Source organism: Leisingera sp. SA32 (assembly GCF_056033425.1).
The window spans coordinates 245,384-261,989 of the sequence record NZ_JBVYHB010000002.1 but is presented as its reverse complement, the minus strand read 5'-3'; the positions used below and the strand labels follow the sequence as shown (position 1 = coordinate 261,989).

14 protein-coding genes and 1 pseudogene are annotated in these 16,606 nt (G+C 62.3%); 6 read left to right on the top strand and 9 right to left on the bottom strand.

The features are described from left to right. Positions 1-42: 42 nt before the first annotated feature. Complete coding sequence (locus tag AC0IPL_RS03880) at positions 43-1,791, bottom strand: ATP-binding protein (RefSeq protein WP_474272313.1); 1,749 nt, start codon at positions 1,789-1,791, stop codon at positions 43-45. 788 nt (positions 1,792-2,579) lie between these two features. Between AC0IPL_RS03880 and AC0IPL_RS03875 the strand changes: the two genes are divergently transcribed. Further along, positions 2,580-3,311 carry a helix-turn-helix domain-containing protein gene (locus tag AC0IPL_RS03875; RefSeq protein WP_474272312.1) on the top strand — a complete coding sequence of 244 codons (732 nt, stop codon included), beginning with the start codon at positions 2,580-2,582 and terminating at the stop codon, positions 3,309-3,311. Here the strand turns inward: AC0IPL_RS03875 and AC0IPL_RS03870 are convergent. After that, on the bottom strand, positions 3,288-3,974 hold the full coding sequence (locus AC0IPL_RS03870; protein ID WP_474272311.1) for a hypothetical protein: 687 nt from the start codon (positions 3,972-3,974) through the stop codon (positions 3,288-3,290). The two genes, AC0IPL_RS03875 and AC0IPL_RS03870, sit on opposite strands and share 24 nt — an antisense overlap. Positions 3,975-4,183: 209 nt before the next feature. Here AC0IPL_RS03870 and AC0IPL_RS03865 point away from each other — a divergent pair, with 209 nt between their 5' ends. Next, positions 4,184-4,372, top strand: coding sequence for a hypothetical protein (locus AC0IPL_RS03865; protein ID WP_474272310.1), 189 nt, complete (start codon positions 4,184-4,186; stop codon positions 4,370-4,372). Here the strand turns inward: AC0IPL_RS03865 and AC0IPL_RS03860 are convergent. After that, on the bottom strand, positions 4,369-5,127 hold the full coding sequence (locus AC0IPL_RS03860) for an alpha/beta fold hydrolase (RefSeq protein ID WP_474272309.1): 759 nt from the start codon (positions 5,125-5,127) through the stop codon (positions 4,369-4,371). The two genes, AC0IPL_RS03865 and AC0IPL_RS03860, sit on opposite strands and share 4 nt — an antisense overlap. Before the next feature lie 100 nt (positions 5,128-5,227). Here AC0IPL_RS03860 and AC0IPL_RS03855 point away from each other — a divergent pair, with 100 nt between their 5' ends. Then, the gene (locus AC0IPL_RS03855) at positions 5,228-5,593 is read left to right on the top strand and encodes a hypothetical protein (protein ID WP_474272308.1); all 366 of its coding nucleotides are present in this window, start codon (positions 5,228-5,230) and stop codon (positions 5,591-5,593) included. A 201-nt stretch (positions 5,594-5,794) separates the two neighbouring features. Here AC0IPL_RS03855 and AC0IPL_RS03850 read toward each other — a convergent pair. The 3 genes and pseudogenes from AC0IPL_RS03850 to glyA form a co-directional block, all read right to left on the bottom strand. Further along, positions 5,795-5,935, bottom strand: a pseudogene (locus AC0IPL_RS03850) (DUF817 family protein); the annotation flags it as partial. 35 nt (positions 5,936-5,970) lie between these two features. Beyond that, the gene (locus AC0IPL_RS03845; RefSeq protein WP_474272307.1) at positions 5,971-6,126 is read right to left on the bottom strand and encodes a hypothetical protein; all 156 of its coding nucleotides are present in this window, start codon (positions 6,124-6,126) and stop codon (positions 5,971-5,973) included. A gap of 291 nt (positions 6,127-6,417) precedes the next feature. Next, complete coding sequence (glyA, locus tag AC0IPL_RS03840; protein WP_474272306.1) at positions 6,418-7,713, bottom strand: serine hydroxymethyltransferase; 1,296 nt, start codon at positions 7,711-7,713, stop codon at positions 6,418-6,420. 170 nt (positions 7,714-7,883) lie between these two features. Between glyA and AC0IPL_RS03835 the strand changes: the two genes are divergently transcribed. Continuing rightward, positions 7,884-8,645: an NAD kinase gene (locus AC0IPL_RS03835; protein ID WP_474272305.1), complete on the top strand. Its 762-nt coding sequence runs from the start codon at positions 7,884-7,886 to the stop codon at positions 8,643-8,645. 331 nt (positions 8,646-8,976) lie between these two features. Here AC0IPL_RS03835 and AC0IPL_RS03830 read toward each other — a convergent pair whose 3' ends face one another. Beyond that, positions 8,977-10,416, bottom strand: coding sequence for an amidase family protein (locus AC0IPL_RS03830; RefSeq protein WP_474272304.1), 1,440 nt, complete (start codon positions 10,414-10,416; stop codon positions 8,977-8,979). A 193-nt stretch (positions 10,417-10,609) separates the two neighbouring features. On the opposite strand from AC0IPL_RS03830, the gene AC0IPL_RS03825 reads away from it, so the two are divergent. Then, positions 10,610-10,816 (top strand): CsbD family protein, encoded by a 207-nt coding sequence (locus tag AC0IPL_RS03825; RefSeq protein WP_474272303.1) that lies wholly within the window; start codon positions 10,610-10,612, stop codon positions 10,814-10,816. Positions 10,817-10,919: 103 nt separating this feature from the next. Here the strand turns inward: AC0IPL_RS03825 and prpE are convergent, their stop codons facing one another. Then, positions 10,920-12,809, bottom strand: coding sequence for a propionate-CoA ligase PrpE (prpE, locus tag AC0IPL_RS03820; protein ID WP_474272302.1), 1,890 nt, complete (start codon positions 12,807-12,809; stop codon positions 10,920-10,922). A 357-nt stretch (positions 12,810-13,166) separates the two neighbouring features. Between prpE and AC0IPL_RS03815 the strand changes: the two genes are divergently transcribed. Then, positions 13,167-14,150, top strand: a complete 984-nt coding sequence (locus tag AC0IPL_RS03815; RefSeq protein WP_474272301.1) for a Hint domain-containing protein — start codon at positions 13,167-13,169, stop codon at positions 14,148-14,150. Positions 14,151-14,223: 73 nt separating this feature from the next. Here the strand turns inward: AC0IPL_RS03815 and AC0IPL_RS03810 are convergent, their stop codons facing one another. Beyond that, positions 14,224-16,497 carry an NADP-dependent malic enzyme gene (locus AC0IPL_RS03810; RefSeq protein WP_474272300.1) on the bottom strand — a complete coding sequence of 758 codons (2,274 nt, stop codon included), beginning with the start codon at positions 16,495-16,497 and terminating at the stop codon, positions 14,224-14,226. Positions 16,498-16,606 lie beyond the last annotated feature (109 nt).

Here is a 16,606-nt window from a genome sequence, read left to right as displayed (position 1 = left end):
GTATACAACCTGAGGTGCGTGAAAAGATATTGGGGCGCCCCATCAGGCCGCCCGGGTCGTCCCGCCTACGGCGACTTTGCGAATCTCGGACAGCAGAACGGATTTCTTCACCGGCTTGGCGATGTATCCCGCGGCGCCGAGGGCGAGATACCTGGCTCGGTCCTCGGGCGCTGCGTTGGCCGTCAACATGATGACCGGCGTCGCGCCAATCCGGCCGCCCCGCAGGGCCATTTGGGTCAGAGTCTCACGGCCATCCATCACAGGCATTTTCATGTCGAGCAGAACGAGATCCACGTGCCGCTCCTCAAGACACGCCAAGGCTTCGGCGCCGTTGGTGGCTTCAATGATCTCGAAATCGCCGTTCTTGAGAAAAGCGCTGACCACCATCCGGTTGGACCTGGTGTCGTCCACCAGCAGAATTGAGCGAACGCCCAGGTCCAGACCGTCGCCAGCGAAATCCTGAACGTCTGTTTGGGACGGTTCTGATTGGATCTCGGATGCTTCCAAAACGCGCAGCTGACAGGTGAACGTGAAGCAGCTTCCTGTCGCCGGGTCGGAATGAACGGTAATATCGCCGTCCATCATCTGCGCAAACCGACGGGCAATCGCGAGGCCAAGTCCGGTGCCTGGAACGCTTGGGGCGTTCTTGTCCTCAACGCGGTAGAAGTCCGTGAACAAGTGCGAAACCTGCTCGGCCGTCATGCCGCGCCCAGTGTCGGAAACGTCGACCCTGAGCACCGATTGGTCGCCATTCTGTTCGCTGTTTACCACCACAGACACGTGCCCGGCCTCGGTGTATTTGATCGCATTGGAGAGAAGATTTCCAATCACCTGGCGCAAGCGCAACGCGTCAAACTCGGCATAGGCCGGCAACCCCTGTCCGATGCTGACATCCAGTCTCAGCCCTTTTTCATCGGCAGAGGCCCGAAACATCTCGACGGCGCTTACGATCTCGAGCCGGGGCGCGGCCGCCGCGAGGCTGAGCTCAAATTGCCCGGCTTCCACTTTGGCGTGATCCAGGACATCGTCCAGGATACCAGTTAACGCCTGAGCAGACTTGCGCAGCAACGAGGTGCGTTCTCGCAAAGTTTCAGGGTCAGCCCCGTCTTCATCGATGAGTTCCGACATCCCGCATATGGCGTTCAGAGGGGTTCGGATTTCGTGGCTCATGGCGGCAAGAAAGCGGCTCTTGGCGCGGCTGCCGGCCTTTGCATCCCGTAAAGCTGTGCGCAGTTGGCTGGTCAGCTGGTTGAGGGCCCACATGCTATGGGCCACGTAGGATGCTCCGAGGATCAGGATCACGGCGGCGATGACATTCTCGGTCGGGCTTGCAAAGGTCCTGAGAAAGCTGAGGACCATGTAACCGGTGGCACAAATGATGGGGACCGCGGTAAGGAGCCCGAAGAGCATCCAGGCAGTGCGTGCGACCACAGAGTGATTGAGCGCGATGATAAGCAGCATTGCGCCAACCAGCTTTGGGAATGGCTCCGCCTGATGGAAGAGAAGCAAGGGGATCGAGTTGAAGACCCAAACGCCAGCAAACGCTGAGAGCAAGAAAAGGACTATACCCGCTATGGTGACCTTCCGTGCCAGCGACCTGTACACAAAAAGGCCCACTATTTCGACCAGCACATAAGCGAAGTAAACGATCCCGATCGTTTGCAGCGGCAAGTAATAGAGCGACAGCAAGGAGACGAGTGTGATCGACGCAAACCGCGAAGGAAGGTCTGCGCGCACGAGCTTATTCTGGGCGTCAACGGAGCTTTCAAGGCTTTCCGATAGAGACAGCACGCGCGTCCTCCTTGCGTTGCCGACCGCGCCGCTCCTTTCTGACGCGAAACAAGGCCGGAGATAAATACTCGCCGCTGTTCGATGCGGGCAGTTGGCTCAGAGTGTGGCTTGGAAATGAGGCCAGAAAATGACCGCTCCGGCGAATGTTGAAAAATGTCAGGCCTGGCGCTCAGTAAATCCGCCTGCGGCGCACTTGGATAGCGGTGTGGTCCGCCGCTCGGTCGCGCGGGCCCGGCTTTCGGATCGACTTTCGGATGGCGGCTCTTCCGTCTGGCGCAGCGCAGCCAGTGTCTGCCCCGTAGACGGCGACAGGGCAGGAACTGGAGGGGTCGATTTGCACGGGGCGAGCCAACGCCGCCCTTTGTCGAATGGCGATGGGCTACTTGTCCAGCGCTTTGAGTGCGTCAGCGGCCGTCTTGTAGGTATGATGGCCATGGTCCTCGTACATCTTTTCGTACCAAGTTATCCAAGGCTTCAAACGGTCTTCGGAGAACTCGTCCTTCCAAATGGGGCCAGATAGCCGGATAAGACCGTTCTCAAGCCGCTCTGCTTTCATACTTCCTGATCCTGTATTCCGTGTGCGAATGCCTGCTGCATGGGAGTGATTCCAGCGTCCCCTGCAAGGCGCGCGCCATTGTGCCCGGCCTGGCCGCACTGCGCAACGAAGGCGTAACGGGGCGCCACGTCTCAAGCGCTGAGTGGCCTCGGCGCCAGTGGATCTAGCGACATATTGCTGTTTGATGCGGTCTGTGTCAGATGTTTCACACAATGTGAAAGATCTTGGATAGATGGCGCTTATTCATCAAAGGATCATTGCTCTGCTGAGCGACCGGAACCTGTCCAATCGGCAGGCCGCGCTGCAATGTGGCATCCCCTATGGCACCTTCAACAGCGCCCTGAAGCACGAGCGGGAGATCGGCTGGAGCATGCTGGACGCGCTGGCGCGTGGGCTTGGGGTTTCGTTCAGCTACTTTGCCTCCGATACTGCAAAAGTGGCGGTGCTGCCGGACCCAGATGCAAACGTCGCGGAGTCGGCGGCCTTTGCAATTCTGGACGCCCGCATGCAGGCAGCCGCGCGCATGCGACAGTACAGCGGCTGCGATGTGTCGCTTCAGGATTTCTTGGACTGGTGGTTTGCCAACAGCGGTCGGCTGGAAGGGTTCGACCAGATCCAGCCGCATGTGGACATGTTCAATCCGCCCTCGGCGGAAAACAACCGGATCCAGCCGATCCGCTCCGGGCCGCACAGCCTTGCCTCGGTCTGTTTCGAGGTCTCAAGCAGCGGCCAGTTGCGCGACACGTTGAACGGGTTCAGCGACCGTCTGAACGCGGATCTGGTGATGGCCCACAGTGAGGCCATCAGCCGCGGCGAACCTGTCATTACCCATCCGTCGATCGACGTTAAGCTGTTGAACGGCCGCCGCTTCACCCGCCAGTACCGGCGCGTGCTGGCGCCGGTCTACCTGCCGGATGGCAAATTGCAGGTGGTGAATTTCTCACAGGACATCAAGCGCGGTTAAGTCGCTTTTCAGCATGTGTTCCATCTCCAGCCGAGAGGAGCCGACAAACCATTCGCTGCTGCTGCGCACCTCCGGCTCTGGTTTGCGCCATGTCTGTGCCCGTGGCAGGGCGCGGCTGAAACCATAGACCAGGTCAAGACGCGCGCGCATGTGGCGATCCGGAATGAAGGCGTAGATGCCGTCGACATCCCATTGCTGGATCGTGAGGATCTGGAAGATCCGCATGAACGGTTCCAGTCGCTCCGCCCTGCGGCCGCGCTGGCCGGGCTGGAATGCCAGCTCTCCGATATAGGCGAGACGTCCACCGAAATCGCGGGCCAGCGGCGCTGCGACCTGTTCGACGCCGCCCCCGGCTGCATTGGGAAACTGATGCCGCGAGGTGCGGATCAGGTAATCCGCCAGGCTTTCGCGGCCCAGGTCCTGCAACATCGCGGCGGCGCCGCCGATGATGCTGTCGCCCTGTTTCAGAAACAGCCAGAAAGCGGCGTTTTCCGTGTGATCAGCGCGGTCGATCGCAAACCCCGGCATTTGGAACAGGCGTCCGGTTTCCATTGCGATTTCGGGAATTTTCTCGAAATCGGTGACCATGTCGATGTGCAGGCCGTTGTCCGCCAGCCGGTTCAGATAACCGCTGAGTGACTTTCCCAGTTCAAGTGAATTCATAAGTGTCCCCTAGATATCGTGTGATTGCAGAGCTCAGTGAAATTCTCCTTGAGGCTGATTTCGCGCAAGCTGTCTCGCCGGGCTGACGCCTGGGCGGGACTGGTGGGGTCTTGCCATTGTTCGCGGCATTCTGATCCGGATCAAAGCAGCGGTAGGTCGCTGGGGGCACACAGGAGGCGAAAGACACCAGCCACCTGAGGAGCGACCTGATGCTGCGACTTGCAACCCTTTTGTATTCACTGATTGGCCCCAGCCTGGCGGGGGCGGGGGTGATCGCCGTCTTGGTGGCGGGACGTCTGTCGGTTGAGGCCATCGTGGGGGCCGCAGGCAGCGGCGCGCTGTTGGGGCTGCCGCTGGCCTGGATGGTCGCGCGTCGGCTCTATGTGCGCCGCACTTAGGCGCTGAGAAACACCCGCGCTGCCGCTTCGAACTCGCGCGGTTTTTCAGCGTGCAGCCAATGGCCTGCCTCGGGCAGTTTGGCAAAACGTGCTGCCGGGAATCGGGCGCGGATCGCCGGGCGGTGTTCGGTCAGCACGTAGTCGGATTTCGCGCCCGACAGAAACAGCGCCGGTCCGGGCCAGCTGGCTGTGGCTTCGGGGAAGGACATGATGTTGGGCATCTGATCCGCCAGAGCGTCCAGGTTCAGCTTCCAGCGCCGATTGGTCAGGTCCAGCGATTGGGTGAAAAAGCTTTGCAGCGCGGGTTCCACTCCGGCCTCGGCCAGCTGAGCCGCGGCGTCGGGGCGGCGCTGCACCTTGTCCAGGTCGACGGATCGCATCGCTTCGATGTAGTGGATCTGCGTGTGCCCATAGGCCACCGGCGCGATGTCGGCCACCAGCAACCGCCGCACCGTTTGCGGATGGTTCAGCGCCAGCATCATCGCCGCCTTGCCGCCCATCGAATGGCCGATCACATCCATCTGACCGCCATGGGCGGCGATGACCTGGGCCAGGTCGGCGGCCAGTTCGGGGTAGCTGTGGCTGTCCATGCGCGGGCTGTCCCCGTGGTTGCGCATGTCCACGGCAACCACCTGACGTTGATCCGAAAGACGCTTGGCAATGACGCCCCAGTTGCGGGCGGAGCCATAGAGCCCGTGGGCAATCAGCAGCGGGGGTTTGTCGGTGGCGGGGCCATGTGTGATCGTGTTCAGCATGGGTGTTTGATAACGGCCTGTCCGGCGTTGCGCCAGCCCCATTGAGACCGCAACGGTCGCAGGGTAGGCTAGCGCCAATCCGCAGCAGATGGAGCGTGCAATGGTCGCCAGCCTGGAACAGGACATTGAAGAGATCCGTACCCTTTTGAAGGAGCGCGAGCATGCCGCGGGCGATCTGGCGGCTGCGTTGAAGCGGGCTCGTCGTCGCCTGCCGCGACGTATCTACCGACAAGGGTGCAAACTGGCCGCGGCCTTGCCCTTGTTGGAGCATCCCAAGCTGCGACTGACCGTCGACGAAAAGCCGCTGCGCGGTGCCGCACGCGAGGTGCGGGCGCATCTGGAACAGATCGACCTTGCCGACCGGCGCCGGGGGCTGTGGTTGGGTATCCTTGGCAGCATGGGGTTTTCGCTTTTGGTGGTGGCAGCGCTTCTGGTGGTGGTGCTGCGTTGGCGTGGTCTGGTCTGAGTTTGCGCTGAGCGTACACGGCCCCGGGCGTGTGCTGCGGTGGCGTTCAGCAGCGCTCGGTCGGGATCTTCTTTGGTGGCGAGACAGCACAAGGGGGCTCGGCCGCGGCACAGGCGACCGCGGCATACATGAAACCGGAGGCAGCGGCACATCGGACAGTTTGACCAGCCCATCGCCCGGATAGGCCCAACTCCCCGCTTGGACATTGAAGATCTCCATGGCGGTTCCGGTCAGCTGAAACAACAGGATGACCCGCACCTCGCGCCAGCTCTCCACGCCGGTGGCCAGAAACATGTCTCGCACCGTCAGCGCATAGACCAGCAGCGCATCGTAGCGGGCCACCGCCCAGCCCGGCTGCCAGATCCAGCCGGTGACGATTACCCTGCCAGCAGCGGCGTATCAAAGAGCGCCGCCCAGCCCTGCTTCAGGGGGAACATCACGCATTCGGCAGCCGCCAACTGCGGGCGCGCGCGCGTCCAATCGTCAAGGTGTCGCTCCAGTCGGCGGGTGCGGTTCGAATGTGCATTGCGCATGGAGCGTTCAGACCAACTCACCCTGCTTTTGTAAAACACCAAGCTGTGCGGCGTGCTGCTCCCGTGCATCAGGGCTGCCTCGCAGACAGCCCAAGACGCTTGGGCGGCGCGCCGTGCTTGCGGCACGACGCGGTCAGTGCCCCCAACAGGGGGCGCTGCAGGGCCCAAGGCCCATGGGGGCGAATCCTTTAGGCGACCGCGGGGCGCGGGAGCGTCACGGGGGGCAGACAAAAAAACCGCCGCGGCTGCAGGGGCCGCGGCGGGATCTGTCTTTTGATCCTGGAAACCGGTTTACAGGTTCGGATACAGCGGGAAGCGACCGCAGAGATCCGCCACCTTGGCGCGCACGGAGGCTTCGACCTCGGCGTTGCCGTCTTCACCGTTGGTGGCCAGCCCGTCGATCACCTCAATGATCAGGTCGGCGATCTGGCGGAATTCGTCCTCGCCAAAGCCGCGGGTAGTGCCAGCGGGGGTGCCGAGGCGCAGACCGGACGTCACGGTGGGCTTTTCCGGGTCAAACGGAATGCCGTTCTTGTTGGCGGTGATATGGGCGCGACCCAGTGCCTTGTCAGCGATGTTGCCGGTGACGCCCTTGGGGCGCAGGTCGACCAGCATCACATGGGTGTCGGTGCCGCCGGTGACGATGTCCAGACCGCCCTTGACCAGCTGGTCGGCCAGTGCCACCGCATTGGCGCGCACCTGCTTCTGGTAGGTCTTGAACTCGGGCTTCAGCGCCTCGCCGAAGGCTGCCGCCTTGCCTGCGATGACATGCATCAGCGGGCCGCCCTGGATGCCGGGGAAAATCGCCGAGTTCACCTTCTTGGCGATTGCCGCGTCGTTGGTCAGGATCATGCCGCCGCGCGGGCCGCGCAGGGTCTTGTGGGTGGTGGTGGTGGCCACATGCGCATGCGGGAAGGGCGAGGGGTGCTCTCCGGCCGCGATCAGACCGGCGATGTGGGCCATGTCGACCATGAAGATGGCGCCGACGCTGTCCGCGATTTCACGGAAGCGGGCAAAATCGATCTGGCGCGGGATGGCGGAGCCGCCTGCAATAATCAGCTTGGGCTGGTGCTCGCTGGCCAGCGCTTGGATCTGGTCATAGTCGATCAGGCAGTCGCTTTCGCGCACGCCGTAGTGCACCGCGTTGAACCATTTGCCGGACTGGTTCGGCGCGGCGCCGTGGGTCAGGTGACCACCGGAGGCGAGGTCCATGCCCAGGATGGTGTCGCCGGGCTGGATAAGCGCCTGGAACACGCCCTGGTTTGCTTGGCTGCCGGAGTTCGGCTGCACGTTGGCGAACTCGCAGCCGAACAGCTGCTTGGCGCGGTCGATGGCGAGGTTTTCGGCCACGTCCACATACTGGCAGCCGCCATAGTAGCGACGGCCCGGGTAGCCTTCGGCATACTTGTTGGTCAGCACGGAGCCCTGTGCTTCCATCACCGCGGCAGAGACGATGTTCTCCGAGGCGATCAGCTCGATCTCGTCGCGCTGGCGGCCCAGCTCTGCCGTGATCGAGGCGTGCAGTTCAGGGTCACGCTCGGCCAGCGATTGGGTGAAAAATCCGGGGTCACGGGTCGCTTCAGTCATGGTGGCTCCGTTGGAGTAGGGGGTCAGATTTGAGGGATTTCCTATCGGAAACTTGCCCTGTCAGAAAGCCTGTAAAGCGACATTTCCCTGCGACAGAACGGCAACTATGGTCTTCGGTGGAAAGCTGTGATTGTTTCGGAACCACATGGCTAACACCGGAAACAGATTTCATGCCTTTGAGAATCGCCTTTCTTGCCAGCAGGGCCGACGCTGCACAGCAGGCCCTGGCCGAGCTGGAAGGCCGCTATGGTCATGTGCCACCAGAGCAGGCGGATGTGATCGTCGCCTTGGGAGGGGACGGGTTCATGCTGCGCACACTGCACACCATGGTCGATCACCCAGCTCCGGTCTACGGCATGAACCGCGGCACCGTCGGTTTTTTGATGAACGAATATCGCGAGGACGGCCTGGCCGAACGTCTGGAAGAAGCGGTGCAGGAGATCATCAACCCGCTGTCGATGACGGCGATGGACCGGCGGGGGGGGGAGCACCGCGCGCTGGCCATCAATGAGGTGTCGTTGCTGCGGGCAGGTCCGCAGGCGGCGCGATTGCAGATATCGGTCGATGGGCGCGTGCGCATGCCGGAGCTGGTTTGCGATGGTGCGCTGGTGGCGACACCTGCGGGTTCCACCGCCTATAACTACTCGGCGCATGGGCCGATCCTGCCGATCGGCGCGGATGTGCTGGCGCTGACCGCCATCGCCGCGTTTCGCCCGCGTCGCTGGCGCGGGGCGTTGCTGCCCAGCAATGCGATGGTGCGGTTCGACGTGCTGGAGCCGGACAAGCGCCCGGTGATGGCGGACGCGGATTCAATCTCGGTGGCCGACATCGATTGGGTCGAAATCCGCACCGATCTGGACATCCGCCACAAGATCCTGTTCGACCCCGGCCATGGGCTGGAGGAGCGGTTGATCTCGGAACAGTTCACCTAAACGCTGCGTCGCTTTCGCCTTGAGGTGCGCTGTGGTTGAGCGCGTGAACCATTTGGTAATAATCTCGTGCGATTATAGATCACCGTGCAGTGGCCGATGGCCCCTGTGCGGAATGGTAGTACCACATGCGGCACTGGTGTTGTGATTGGTCTTTGGGGTTCCTTGTTTGCTGGCGGCGCCTGCGGAATCTGGCACTACGGTCAAGCGCCGTATCCAGGCAAGGCGCGATGCGTCGGATGGGGACGTGCCAGCGGTAGCAAGTGAACTTGGTGCGGCAATGCCCCGGGGACGGGCTGGTCTGGTCCCCGGGTGAAACGCCAACAGCGCAAGCCTATGTTTGCTCAAAGAGCTGCATCCGCTCCCAAAGCGGCTGGCACATGCGGCCGACGCGGGCCTCGATGGCCGCGCAGGCGTCCACCGCCAAATCCTCGCGCCAGCGCTGCGCGGCAATCTGCACGTTGATCGGCTGTGGCCCCTGCGGCATTTCCGCCAGACGCGCCGGAACCGAGGCCGCTGGCAGGCCGAGGAAATTCATCGCATAGGAGTAAACCGCACAGCCCAGCACCTCCTGCACGCCTTCGGCGCCTTCGGTATCGCGGTCGGGGCGGAAGAAGGGCTGTGGCAGGAAGGGCGACAGCACGAGCGGATAGTCCTGCAGAAACAGCGACCATTGCCGGGCGAAATGGGTCCGCTTGGCCATCACTTGCAGCAGCTCATCCCCGGTAAAGGGGGGGAACTCCTGGAAGTAGACCGCAAAGATGTCGCGCACGGTATCGGAGCCGGCCGCGTCCACATCCGCCTTCATCAGCGCGTGAATTTCGCCCATCAGGGCACGGTAGCCGCTGCGTCCGGCGTCAAACACATTGGGTGGTTCGACCTCCTCGACGATATAGCCTGCGTCCCGCAGCGCGTCACGGGCGGTTTCCAGTGCCGCTTCCACCTCCGGGTGCAGATCATAGCCGTGGGTGTTGCGAGTGAATGCGACCTTCAGTGGGCCCTCGGGCGCGGCGCCGCGCCAGGGCAGTGGCACATGGAAGGGGTCGCGTGGATCGGGCGCAATCAGGCTGGGCATCGACAGATGCAGGTCCTGCGCACTGCGGGTGATCAGCCCCTGCACCGACATCAGCTGTGCCAGCAATCCGCGTTCGGCGCTCTGGCTGGGGTTCCAGGCAGGCACCCGGCCCAGCCCCGGTTTCACCGTCACCGCGCCGTTTGCGGCGGCGGGAAAGCGCAGGCTGCCGCCGATGTCATTGCCATGCGCCAGCGCGCCAATACCCGCCATAACGGCCGCGCCAGCTCCGCCGGAGGAGCCACCGGCGGAGACGTGGGCCCCCCAGGGGTTGTGCGTGCGCCCATACAGCGGGTTGTCGGTATCGGCGCGAAAGGAGAACTCCGGCGTGTTCGTCCGCCCGATCACCACCGCGCCGGCCTTTTGCAGATTGGTCACCACCGGGGCATCCGCGGGCGCGATCAGATCTTTCAGCGCCACGACCCCGTTGGATGTCGCCTGGCCCGCCTGGTCGACGTTGATCTTGATGGTCACAGGCAGCCCGTGCAGCGGGCCGCGCAGATCCGGCGTTTGCTGGTCCAGCATGTCGGCGCGGGACAGCGCCGATTGGCGCAGGTCCTCGACCACGGCATTGAGGCCAGGGTTCACGGCGTCCATGCGCGCCAGCGCCGACTGCACGGCCTCGCGGGCGCTGACCTGGCCGCTGCGGGTCAATGCGGCCAGCTCATGCGCATCGAGGCGCCAGAGTTCATTTTTTGACATGATAAGACTCTCCTTGCGGCAGAGTGTAGTGCGGCGCTTCAGCACTTGAAAGAGGGCAAGGCAGCGCATGGCATCAGCGGATTTCGGGTATTATGCGCCGGGTGGGAACATTCGCTGGCAAACCGCGTTTATCTCTCAGCAGCTCGCGCTGAACGCGCCCTGTGGTACAATTGAAAACCAAGGAGTGGAAATCATGAACTGGGACCAGATCGAAGGCAAGTGGAAGCAGATGACGGGCGAAGTGCAAAAGCAGTGGGGCAAGCTGACAAACGATGAAGTCGAGCAAATCGACGGCAATCGCGAGCGTCTGTCCGGCAAGCTGCAAGAACACTATGGTATGGCCAAGGATGAGGCCGACCGCCAGATCGACGACTTCGCAGCGCGGCAGGACAAGCACTGACACCGCAAACCGGTGCGGAACGATATGCGGCCCCCTTGGGGGCCGCTTTTTTAGTTTCAGAATTTTCGAACCACAGCAGATGCGGTGGTGAAACAGGCTGGTTTCACTTGGCGTAGCCGATCGCTTGCAACGCCTCGGTGATCTCGTCCAGAACGGCGGGGTCGTCGATGGTGGCAGGCATCTTCCACGGCGTGCCGTCTGCGATATTTACCATGGTGCCGCGCAGGATCTTGCCTGAGCGCGTCTTGGGCAGGCGTTCGACCACCACTGCCAGTTTGAAGGCAGCAACCGGACCGATCCTGTCGCGCACGAGTTTGACCACCTCCGAGGTCACCTCTGTGTGGTCCCGCTCGACGCCGGAGTTGAGACAGAGAAACCCGACGGGCATCTGGCCCTTGAGGCTGTCCGACACACCGATCACCGCGCATTCGGCCACATCAGGATGGCTCGCCAGAACCTCCTCCATGGCGCCGGTGGACAAACGGTGGCCGGCCACGTTGATCACGTCGTCGGTGCGCGCCATGATGTACAGATAGCCGTCCTCGTCCTTCATTCCCGCATCGCCCGTTTCGTAATAGCCGGGGAAGGTGGTCAGGTAGCTTTTCCGGTAGCGCTCTTCGGCGTTCCACAGGGTTGGCAGCGTGCCCGGCGGCAAGGGCAACTTGACTGCGATGGCCCCCAGTTCGCCGTTTGGCAGCGGGTTGCCGCCCTCGTCCAGAATATCCACGGCATAGCCCGGCATTGGCACCGCCGGGGAGCCGAGCTTGGTCGGCAGTTCCTCGATTCCCAGTGGATTGGCGGCAATCGCCCAGCCGGTTTCCGTCTGCCACCAATGGTCGACCACCGGCACCTTCAGCTGCTGTTGTGCCCAGGTGATGGTGTCGGGGTCAGCACGCTCACCGGCCAGGTAGACCTGCTGCAGGCTGCTGAGATCATACTTTCTGACCTGCTCGCCCTTGGGGTCGTCGCGTTTGACGGCGCGGAATGCGGTGGGGGCTGTGAAGAAGCTTTTGACCTTATGTTCCGCGATCACCCGCCAGAACGTGCCCGCGTCCGGGGTGCCCACCGGCTTGCCTTCGAACACCACGGTGGTGTTGCCGTGGATAAGCGGGCCATAGCAGATGTAGGAATGCCCGACGACCCAGCCCACGTCCGAGGCCGCCCAGAACACGTCGCCGGGATCGACGTTGTAGATGTTCTTCATCGTCCAGTTCAGCGCCACCAGCTGCCCGGCAGTGTGGCGGATCACCCCCTTGGGCTGGCCGGTGGTGCCGGAGGTGTACAGAATATACGACGGGTGGTTGCCCTCTACCGGGACGCATTCCGCAGGTTCCACACCGTACTGAAAGCCGTGCCAGTTCACATCGCGGCCCGGCACCAGTTCTGCGACTTCCTGTTCGCGCTGAAAGATCACGCAGAAATCCGGCTTGTGCTCGGCCTGGTCAATGGCACCGTCCAGAAGCGGCTTGTAATGCACGATGCGGCCCGGTTCGATCCCGCAGGATGCGGCGATGATCGCCTTGGGTTTGGCGTCGTCAATCCGTACCGCCAGTTCATTGGAGGCAAAGCCGCCAAACACCACCGAATGTATCGCTCCGATGCGCGAACAGGCCAGCATCGCCTCCAGGGCCTCGGGGATCATCGGCATGTAGAGGATAACCCGGTCGCCTTTTTCGACCCCTTTGGCGCGCAGCGCCCCCGCCAGGCTGGCCACCCGGTTGCGCAGCTCGACATAGGAGATCTGCCGTTTGGTCTGGGTCAGCGGGCTGTCATAGATGATCGCGGTCTGCTCGCCGCGGCCCTGTTCGACGTGGCGGTCGACGGCGTTGTAACAGGTGTTGACGCGCGCATCGGCAAACCATTCGTGCAGCCCGTCGGCGCGGTCGAACAGCGCCTTAGTCGGCGGTTTGTCCCAGCTGATCGCCTCTGCGGCCTGCATCCAGAAACCCTCGGGGTCCTGCTGCCAGGCTGAATAGATATCCTGATATCCCATGTTTTGTTCTCCTCCTGGCATCCTGCCTAGGCGACTTGGCGGCAAATGGGCAAGTTTTACGCTAACGGCGCGCGAGGTTGGTCAAGCAATTTACCGCTTTCGTGGCTGGGTGGGCGTCACATTTACAGTTTTTACAAAGAGTGCGGGTGCGCTTGGCTAACTTATTTGCAAACCGTGCGCCTTGTGTCCGGTGGCTGAAAACTTGGGGGAATTTTGCAAACTCCGGGTTCGCAGGGCCGTGAGGTGAGAAAGCGTTCTTCGGCCTGCTTGTTTTCAGTAATGTGAATTTACGTTTATTTATTTAAAGGCTAACTCCCAATTAATGAATCGCATTACACGTTTTGGTTGTTTTTAGTGATGAGGCTTGTGATGCAAAGTCGAGAAATTAGTGTTTCACCCTATCATGGCGCTGCTTTAACGACAGAGCTGTTCTCTGAAAAGCAAACGCTTGTGCTCAGCGACTTTGGGCCGCGTGAAACCGGTACGCTGTCGGACGATGATGGTGTACTGTCGGAACAGGACGATGGGCTGTCCACCTACAATGGCCACCCCATCAGTTATCTAGGAAGTGGCTCCGCGACACCCGGGGTGGACGTGGCAGGCGCGACAGTCCCCTTGGGGCCATCCAAGGCCGTACTCGCCTTTGAGGCGAACGGTTCTGTCTACTTCCATTTTCCGGACGGCGAACCCAACCTTTTGGGAGCGGTGGCGCTGGTTGTAGACATCAAACTGGTCAGCAGCACTGTATTCACCCCGGTTTGTTTTGCGTCCGGCACAGCCATTCGCACCATTACGGGCGACGTGCCGGTTGAGCATATAAGACCCGGTGACACGGTTCTGGATTGGTTTGGCGTGCAGCACGACGTGCTGTGGATCGGGTCCAAGCGGCTTCCGTTGCCCCGGTCTGAGCGGTTTGAAAAATTGCGCCCGGTTCGCATCGCGGCCGGCGCTTTCGGCGGAGGCAAGCCTTATTGCGACACTTGGGTGTCTCAGCAACACCGGATCTATCTCGAAGGGCTGCGCGTGGCGATGTGCTTTGGCGAAGAAGCGGCCCTGGCCCCGGCCAAACACCTGATTGATGGCAGGGCAATCTGTCTCGACAGGGAGCAACAAGAGGTTGAGTACTGGCACATCCTCTGCCCGCGTCACGTCATCCTGGTGGCGAATGGCATGCCAGCCGAAAGCCTGCTTGTGCAGGCGAACCCGGCCAATCCGGAGCATCACGACCTGTTTCAGGAGCTTCGGGCGCTGTTTGGCGAGGATAGCTTGCCGATGCAGATGGGGGTGCCGGAGATGCCGTCTTATGTGGCGCGGGGGGTGTCAGGGTTTCCCACGTGCTGACAGCGCCCGGCACGGCCTGGCGTCCCGCGCCCTCCCGCCGCAGCAGCGGGTAGGGCGAAACGGGCGCTTGGCGTCAGCCGTAATGGGTGACCGGCGTGCCGGCGATGGCGGCCATGTTCAGCAGCCCACGCGCGGTGATCGAGGGCGACACGATATGGGCGCGGTTGCCCATGCCCATCAGGATCGGGCCGACCTCCAGCCCGCCTGCGCGCATTTTCAAGATGTTGCGCACGCCGGATGCGGCATCGGCATGGGCGAAGATCAGCACGTTTGCGGAGCCTTCCAGGCGTGAGTTGGGGAAGATCCGCGCCCGCAGTTCAGGGTCCAGGGCGCTGTCGATATTCATTTCGCCCTCATAGGCAAAATCGCGGCGCTTGTCGTCGAGGATCTCCAGCGCCGCGCGCAGTCGACTGCCAGTGTCGCAGTCGATGTTGCCGAACTGCGACTGGGAACACAGGGCAATCTTCGGCTCCAGCCCGAAGCGGCGCACATGGCGGGCGGCGCCCAGAACGGTTTCGGCAATCTGTTCGGGCGTCGGTTCGATGCGGACATGGGTGTCAGCGATGAAGAGCGGCCCGTCCTCGAGGATCATCATCGACAGGGCGCCATGCGGGGAATAGCTGTTGCCGCCCAGCACCTGCTCCACATAATTCATGTGCCAGCGGTATTCGCCAAAGGTGCCACAGATCAGGCTGTCGGCCTCGCCGCGATGCACCATGATGGCGCCGATGGCGGTGGTGTTGGTGCGCATGATCGCCTTGGCCAGATCGGGGGTGACGCCCTGGCGCTGCATCAGCTTGTGATAGCTGTTCCAGTAATCATAATAGCGCGGGTCGTTCTCCGGGTTCACCAGCTGGAAGTCACGTCCGGGCCGCACATCGAGACCCAGCTTTTCGCAGCGCCGCTCGATCACCTCGGGGCGGCCGATCAGGATCGGCGTTTCGGTGGTTTCCTCCAGTATGGCCTGGGCGGCGCGCAGCACCCGCTCGTCCTCGCCCTCGGCAAAAACGATGCGCCGGGCGGCGGCGCGGGCGGCCTCGAAGACCGGCTTCATCAAAAGCGCGGATTTGAACACCGTCTGGTTCAGCTTCTGGCGGTAGGCGGCGATGTCCTCAATAGGCCGGGTGGCAACCCCGCTCTCCATCGCGGCCTTGGCCACGGCAGAGGACACCACCGCGACTAGCCGCGGATCAAAGGGTTTGGGGATCAGGTAATCGGCGCCGAAGGTCAGCTGCTCGCCCTTGTAGGCGGCGGCGGCCTCGGCGCTGGTGGTGGCGCGGGCCAGTTCGGCGATGCCGTCGACGCAGGCGATCTGCATCGCGTCGTTGATTTCCGTTGCGCCCACATCCAGCGCCCCGCGGAAGATGAACGGGAAGCACAGCACGTTGTTGACCTGATTGGGGAAATCGCTGCGCCCGGTGGCAATGATCGCATCCGGTGCGACCTTGCGCGCGGCCTCTGGCATGATTTCCGGCGTAGGGTTCGCCAGCGCAAAGATGATCGGTCGTTTGGCCATCTTGGCGACCATGTCCGGCTGCAACACATTGGGTCCGGAGAGCCCGAGGAACAGGTCGGCCCCGTCGATGACCTCATCCAGCGTGCGCAGGTCCGAGGCCTGGGCAAAGGCGGCTTTTTCGGGGTTCATGTCTTCGGACCGGCCTTCATAGACCAGCCCGTGGATGTCGCACAGCCAGATGTTCTCGCGCTTCACCCCCAGCTTCACAAGCATGTTGAGGCAGGCAATCCCCGCCGCGCCGCCGCCGGTGGAGACGATCTTGATGTCCTCGAACGATTTTCCTGCCACGTGCAGCGCATTCTTGGCGGCGGCACCGACCACGATGGCGGTGCCGTGCTGGTCGTCATGGAACACCGGGATGTTCATCCGCTCGCGGCAGATCTTCTCCACCACAAAGCAATCCGGCGCCTTGATGTCTTCCAGGTTGATGGCGCCAAAGGTCGGCTCCAGCGAACAGACGATCTCGGCCAGCTTTTCCGGGTCGCTCTCGTTCACCTCGATGTCGAAACAGTCGATACCGGCGAAGTTCTTGAACAGGACCGCCTTGCCCTCCATTACCGGTTTCGAGGCCAGCGCGCCGATGTTGCCCAACCCCAGCACGGCTGAGCCGTTGGAGACCACCGCCACCAGGTTGCCGCGGGAGGTATAGCGGGCAGCATTGGCCGTATCCGCCTTGATCTCGATGCACGCTTCGGCCACGCCCGGCGAATAGGCGCGTGCCAGATCGCGACCGTTGGCCATCGGCTTGGTCGCGCGGATCTCCAGCTTACCGGGTCGCGGGAACTCGTGGTAGTTCAGTGCGGCCTGGCGCAGGTTCTGTGAATCGGACATCTTGCGCTCCTTTGAAACTGGTATTGTTTAGTATTAAACCATTTCTGTCGCGGGAAACCTAGCCCAAACTGATCTGTCGCGGCACAGGGGCGTCCTGTCTGGCGGAAAT

What these genes read in the sequence shown, in the direction of transcription:
- AC0IPL_RS03830 (WP_474272304.1), bottom strand. Translation starts at nt 10,416, where the DNA reads ATGTCAAAAAATGAACTCTGGCGCCTCGATGCGCATGAGCTGGCCGCA.
- AC0IPL_RS03860 (WP_474272309.1), bottom strand. Translation starts at nt 5,127, where the DNA reads ATGCTGAACACGATCACACATGGCCCCGCCACCGACAAACCCCCGCTG.
- AC0IPL_RS03845 (WP_474272307.1), bottom strand. Translation starts at nt 6,126, where the DNA reads ATGCGCAATGCACATTCGAACCGCACCCGCCGACTGGAGCGACACCTT.
- AC0IPL_RS03870 (WP_474272311.1), bottom strand. Translation starts at nt 3,974, where the DNA reads ATGAATTCACTTGAACTGGGAAAGTCACTCAGCGGTTATCTGAACCGG.
- AC0IPL_RS03815 (WP_474272301.1), top strand. Translation starts at nt 13,167, where the DNA reads ATGAGGCTTGTGATGCAAAGTCGAGAAATTAGTGTTTCACCCTATCAT.
- prpE (WP_474272302.1), bottom strand. Translation starts at nt 12,809, where the DNA reads ATGGGATATCAGGATATCTATTCAGCCTGGCAGCAGGACCCCGAGGGT.
- AC0IPL_RS03835 (WP_474272305.1), top strand. Translation starts at nt 7,884, where the DNA reads ATGCCTTTGAGAATCGCCTTTCTTGCCAGCAGGGCCGACGCTGCACAG.
- AC0IPL_RS03855 (WP_474272308.1), top strand. Translation starts at nt 5,228, where the DNA reads ATGGTCGCCAGCCTGGAACAGGACATTGAAGAGATCCGTACCCTTTTG.
- AC0IPL_RS03875 (WP_474272312.1), top strand. Translation starts at nt 2,580, where the DNA reads ATGGCGCTTATTCATCAAAGGATCATTGCTCTGCTGAGCGACCGGAAC.
- glyA (WP_474272306.1), bottom strand. Translation starts at nt 7,713, where the DNA reads ATGACTGAAGCGACCCGTGACCCCGGATTTTTCACCCAATCGCTGGCC.
- AC0IPL_RS03810 (WP_474272300.1), bottom strand. Translation starts at nt 16,497, where the DNA reads ATGTCCGATTCACAGAACCTGCGCCAGGCCGCACTGAACTACCACGAG.
- AC0IPL_RS03865 (WP_474272310.1), top strand. Translation starts at nt 4,184, where the DNA reads ATGCTGCGACTTGCAACCCTTTTGTATTCACTGATTGGCCCCAGCCTG.
- AC0IPL_RS03825 (WP_474272303.1), top strand. Translation starts at nt 10,610, where the DNA reads ATGAACTGGGACCAGATCGAAGGCAAGTGGAAGCAGATGACGGGCGAA.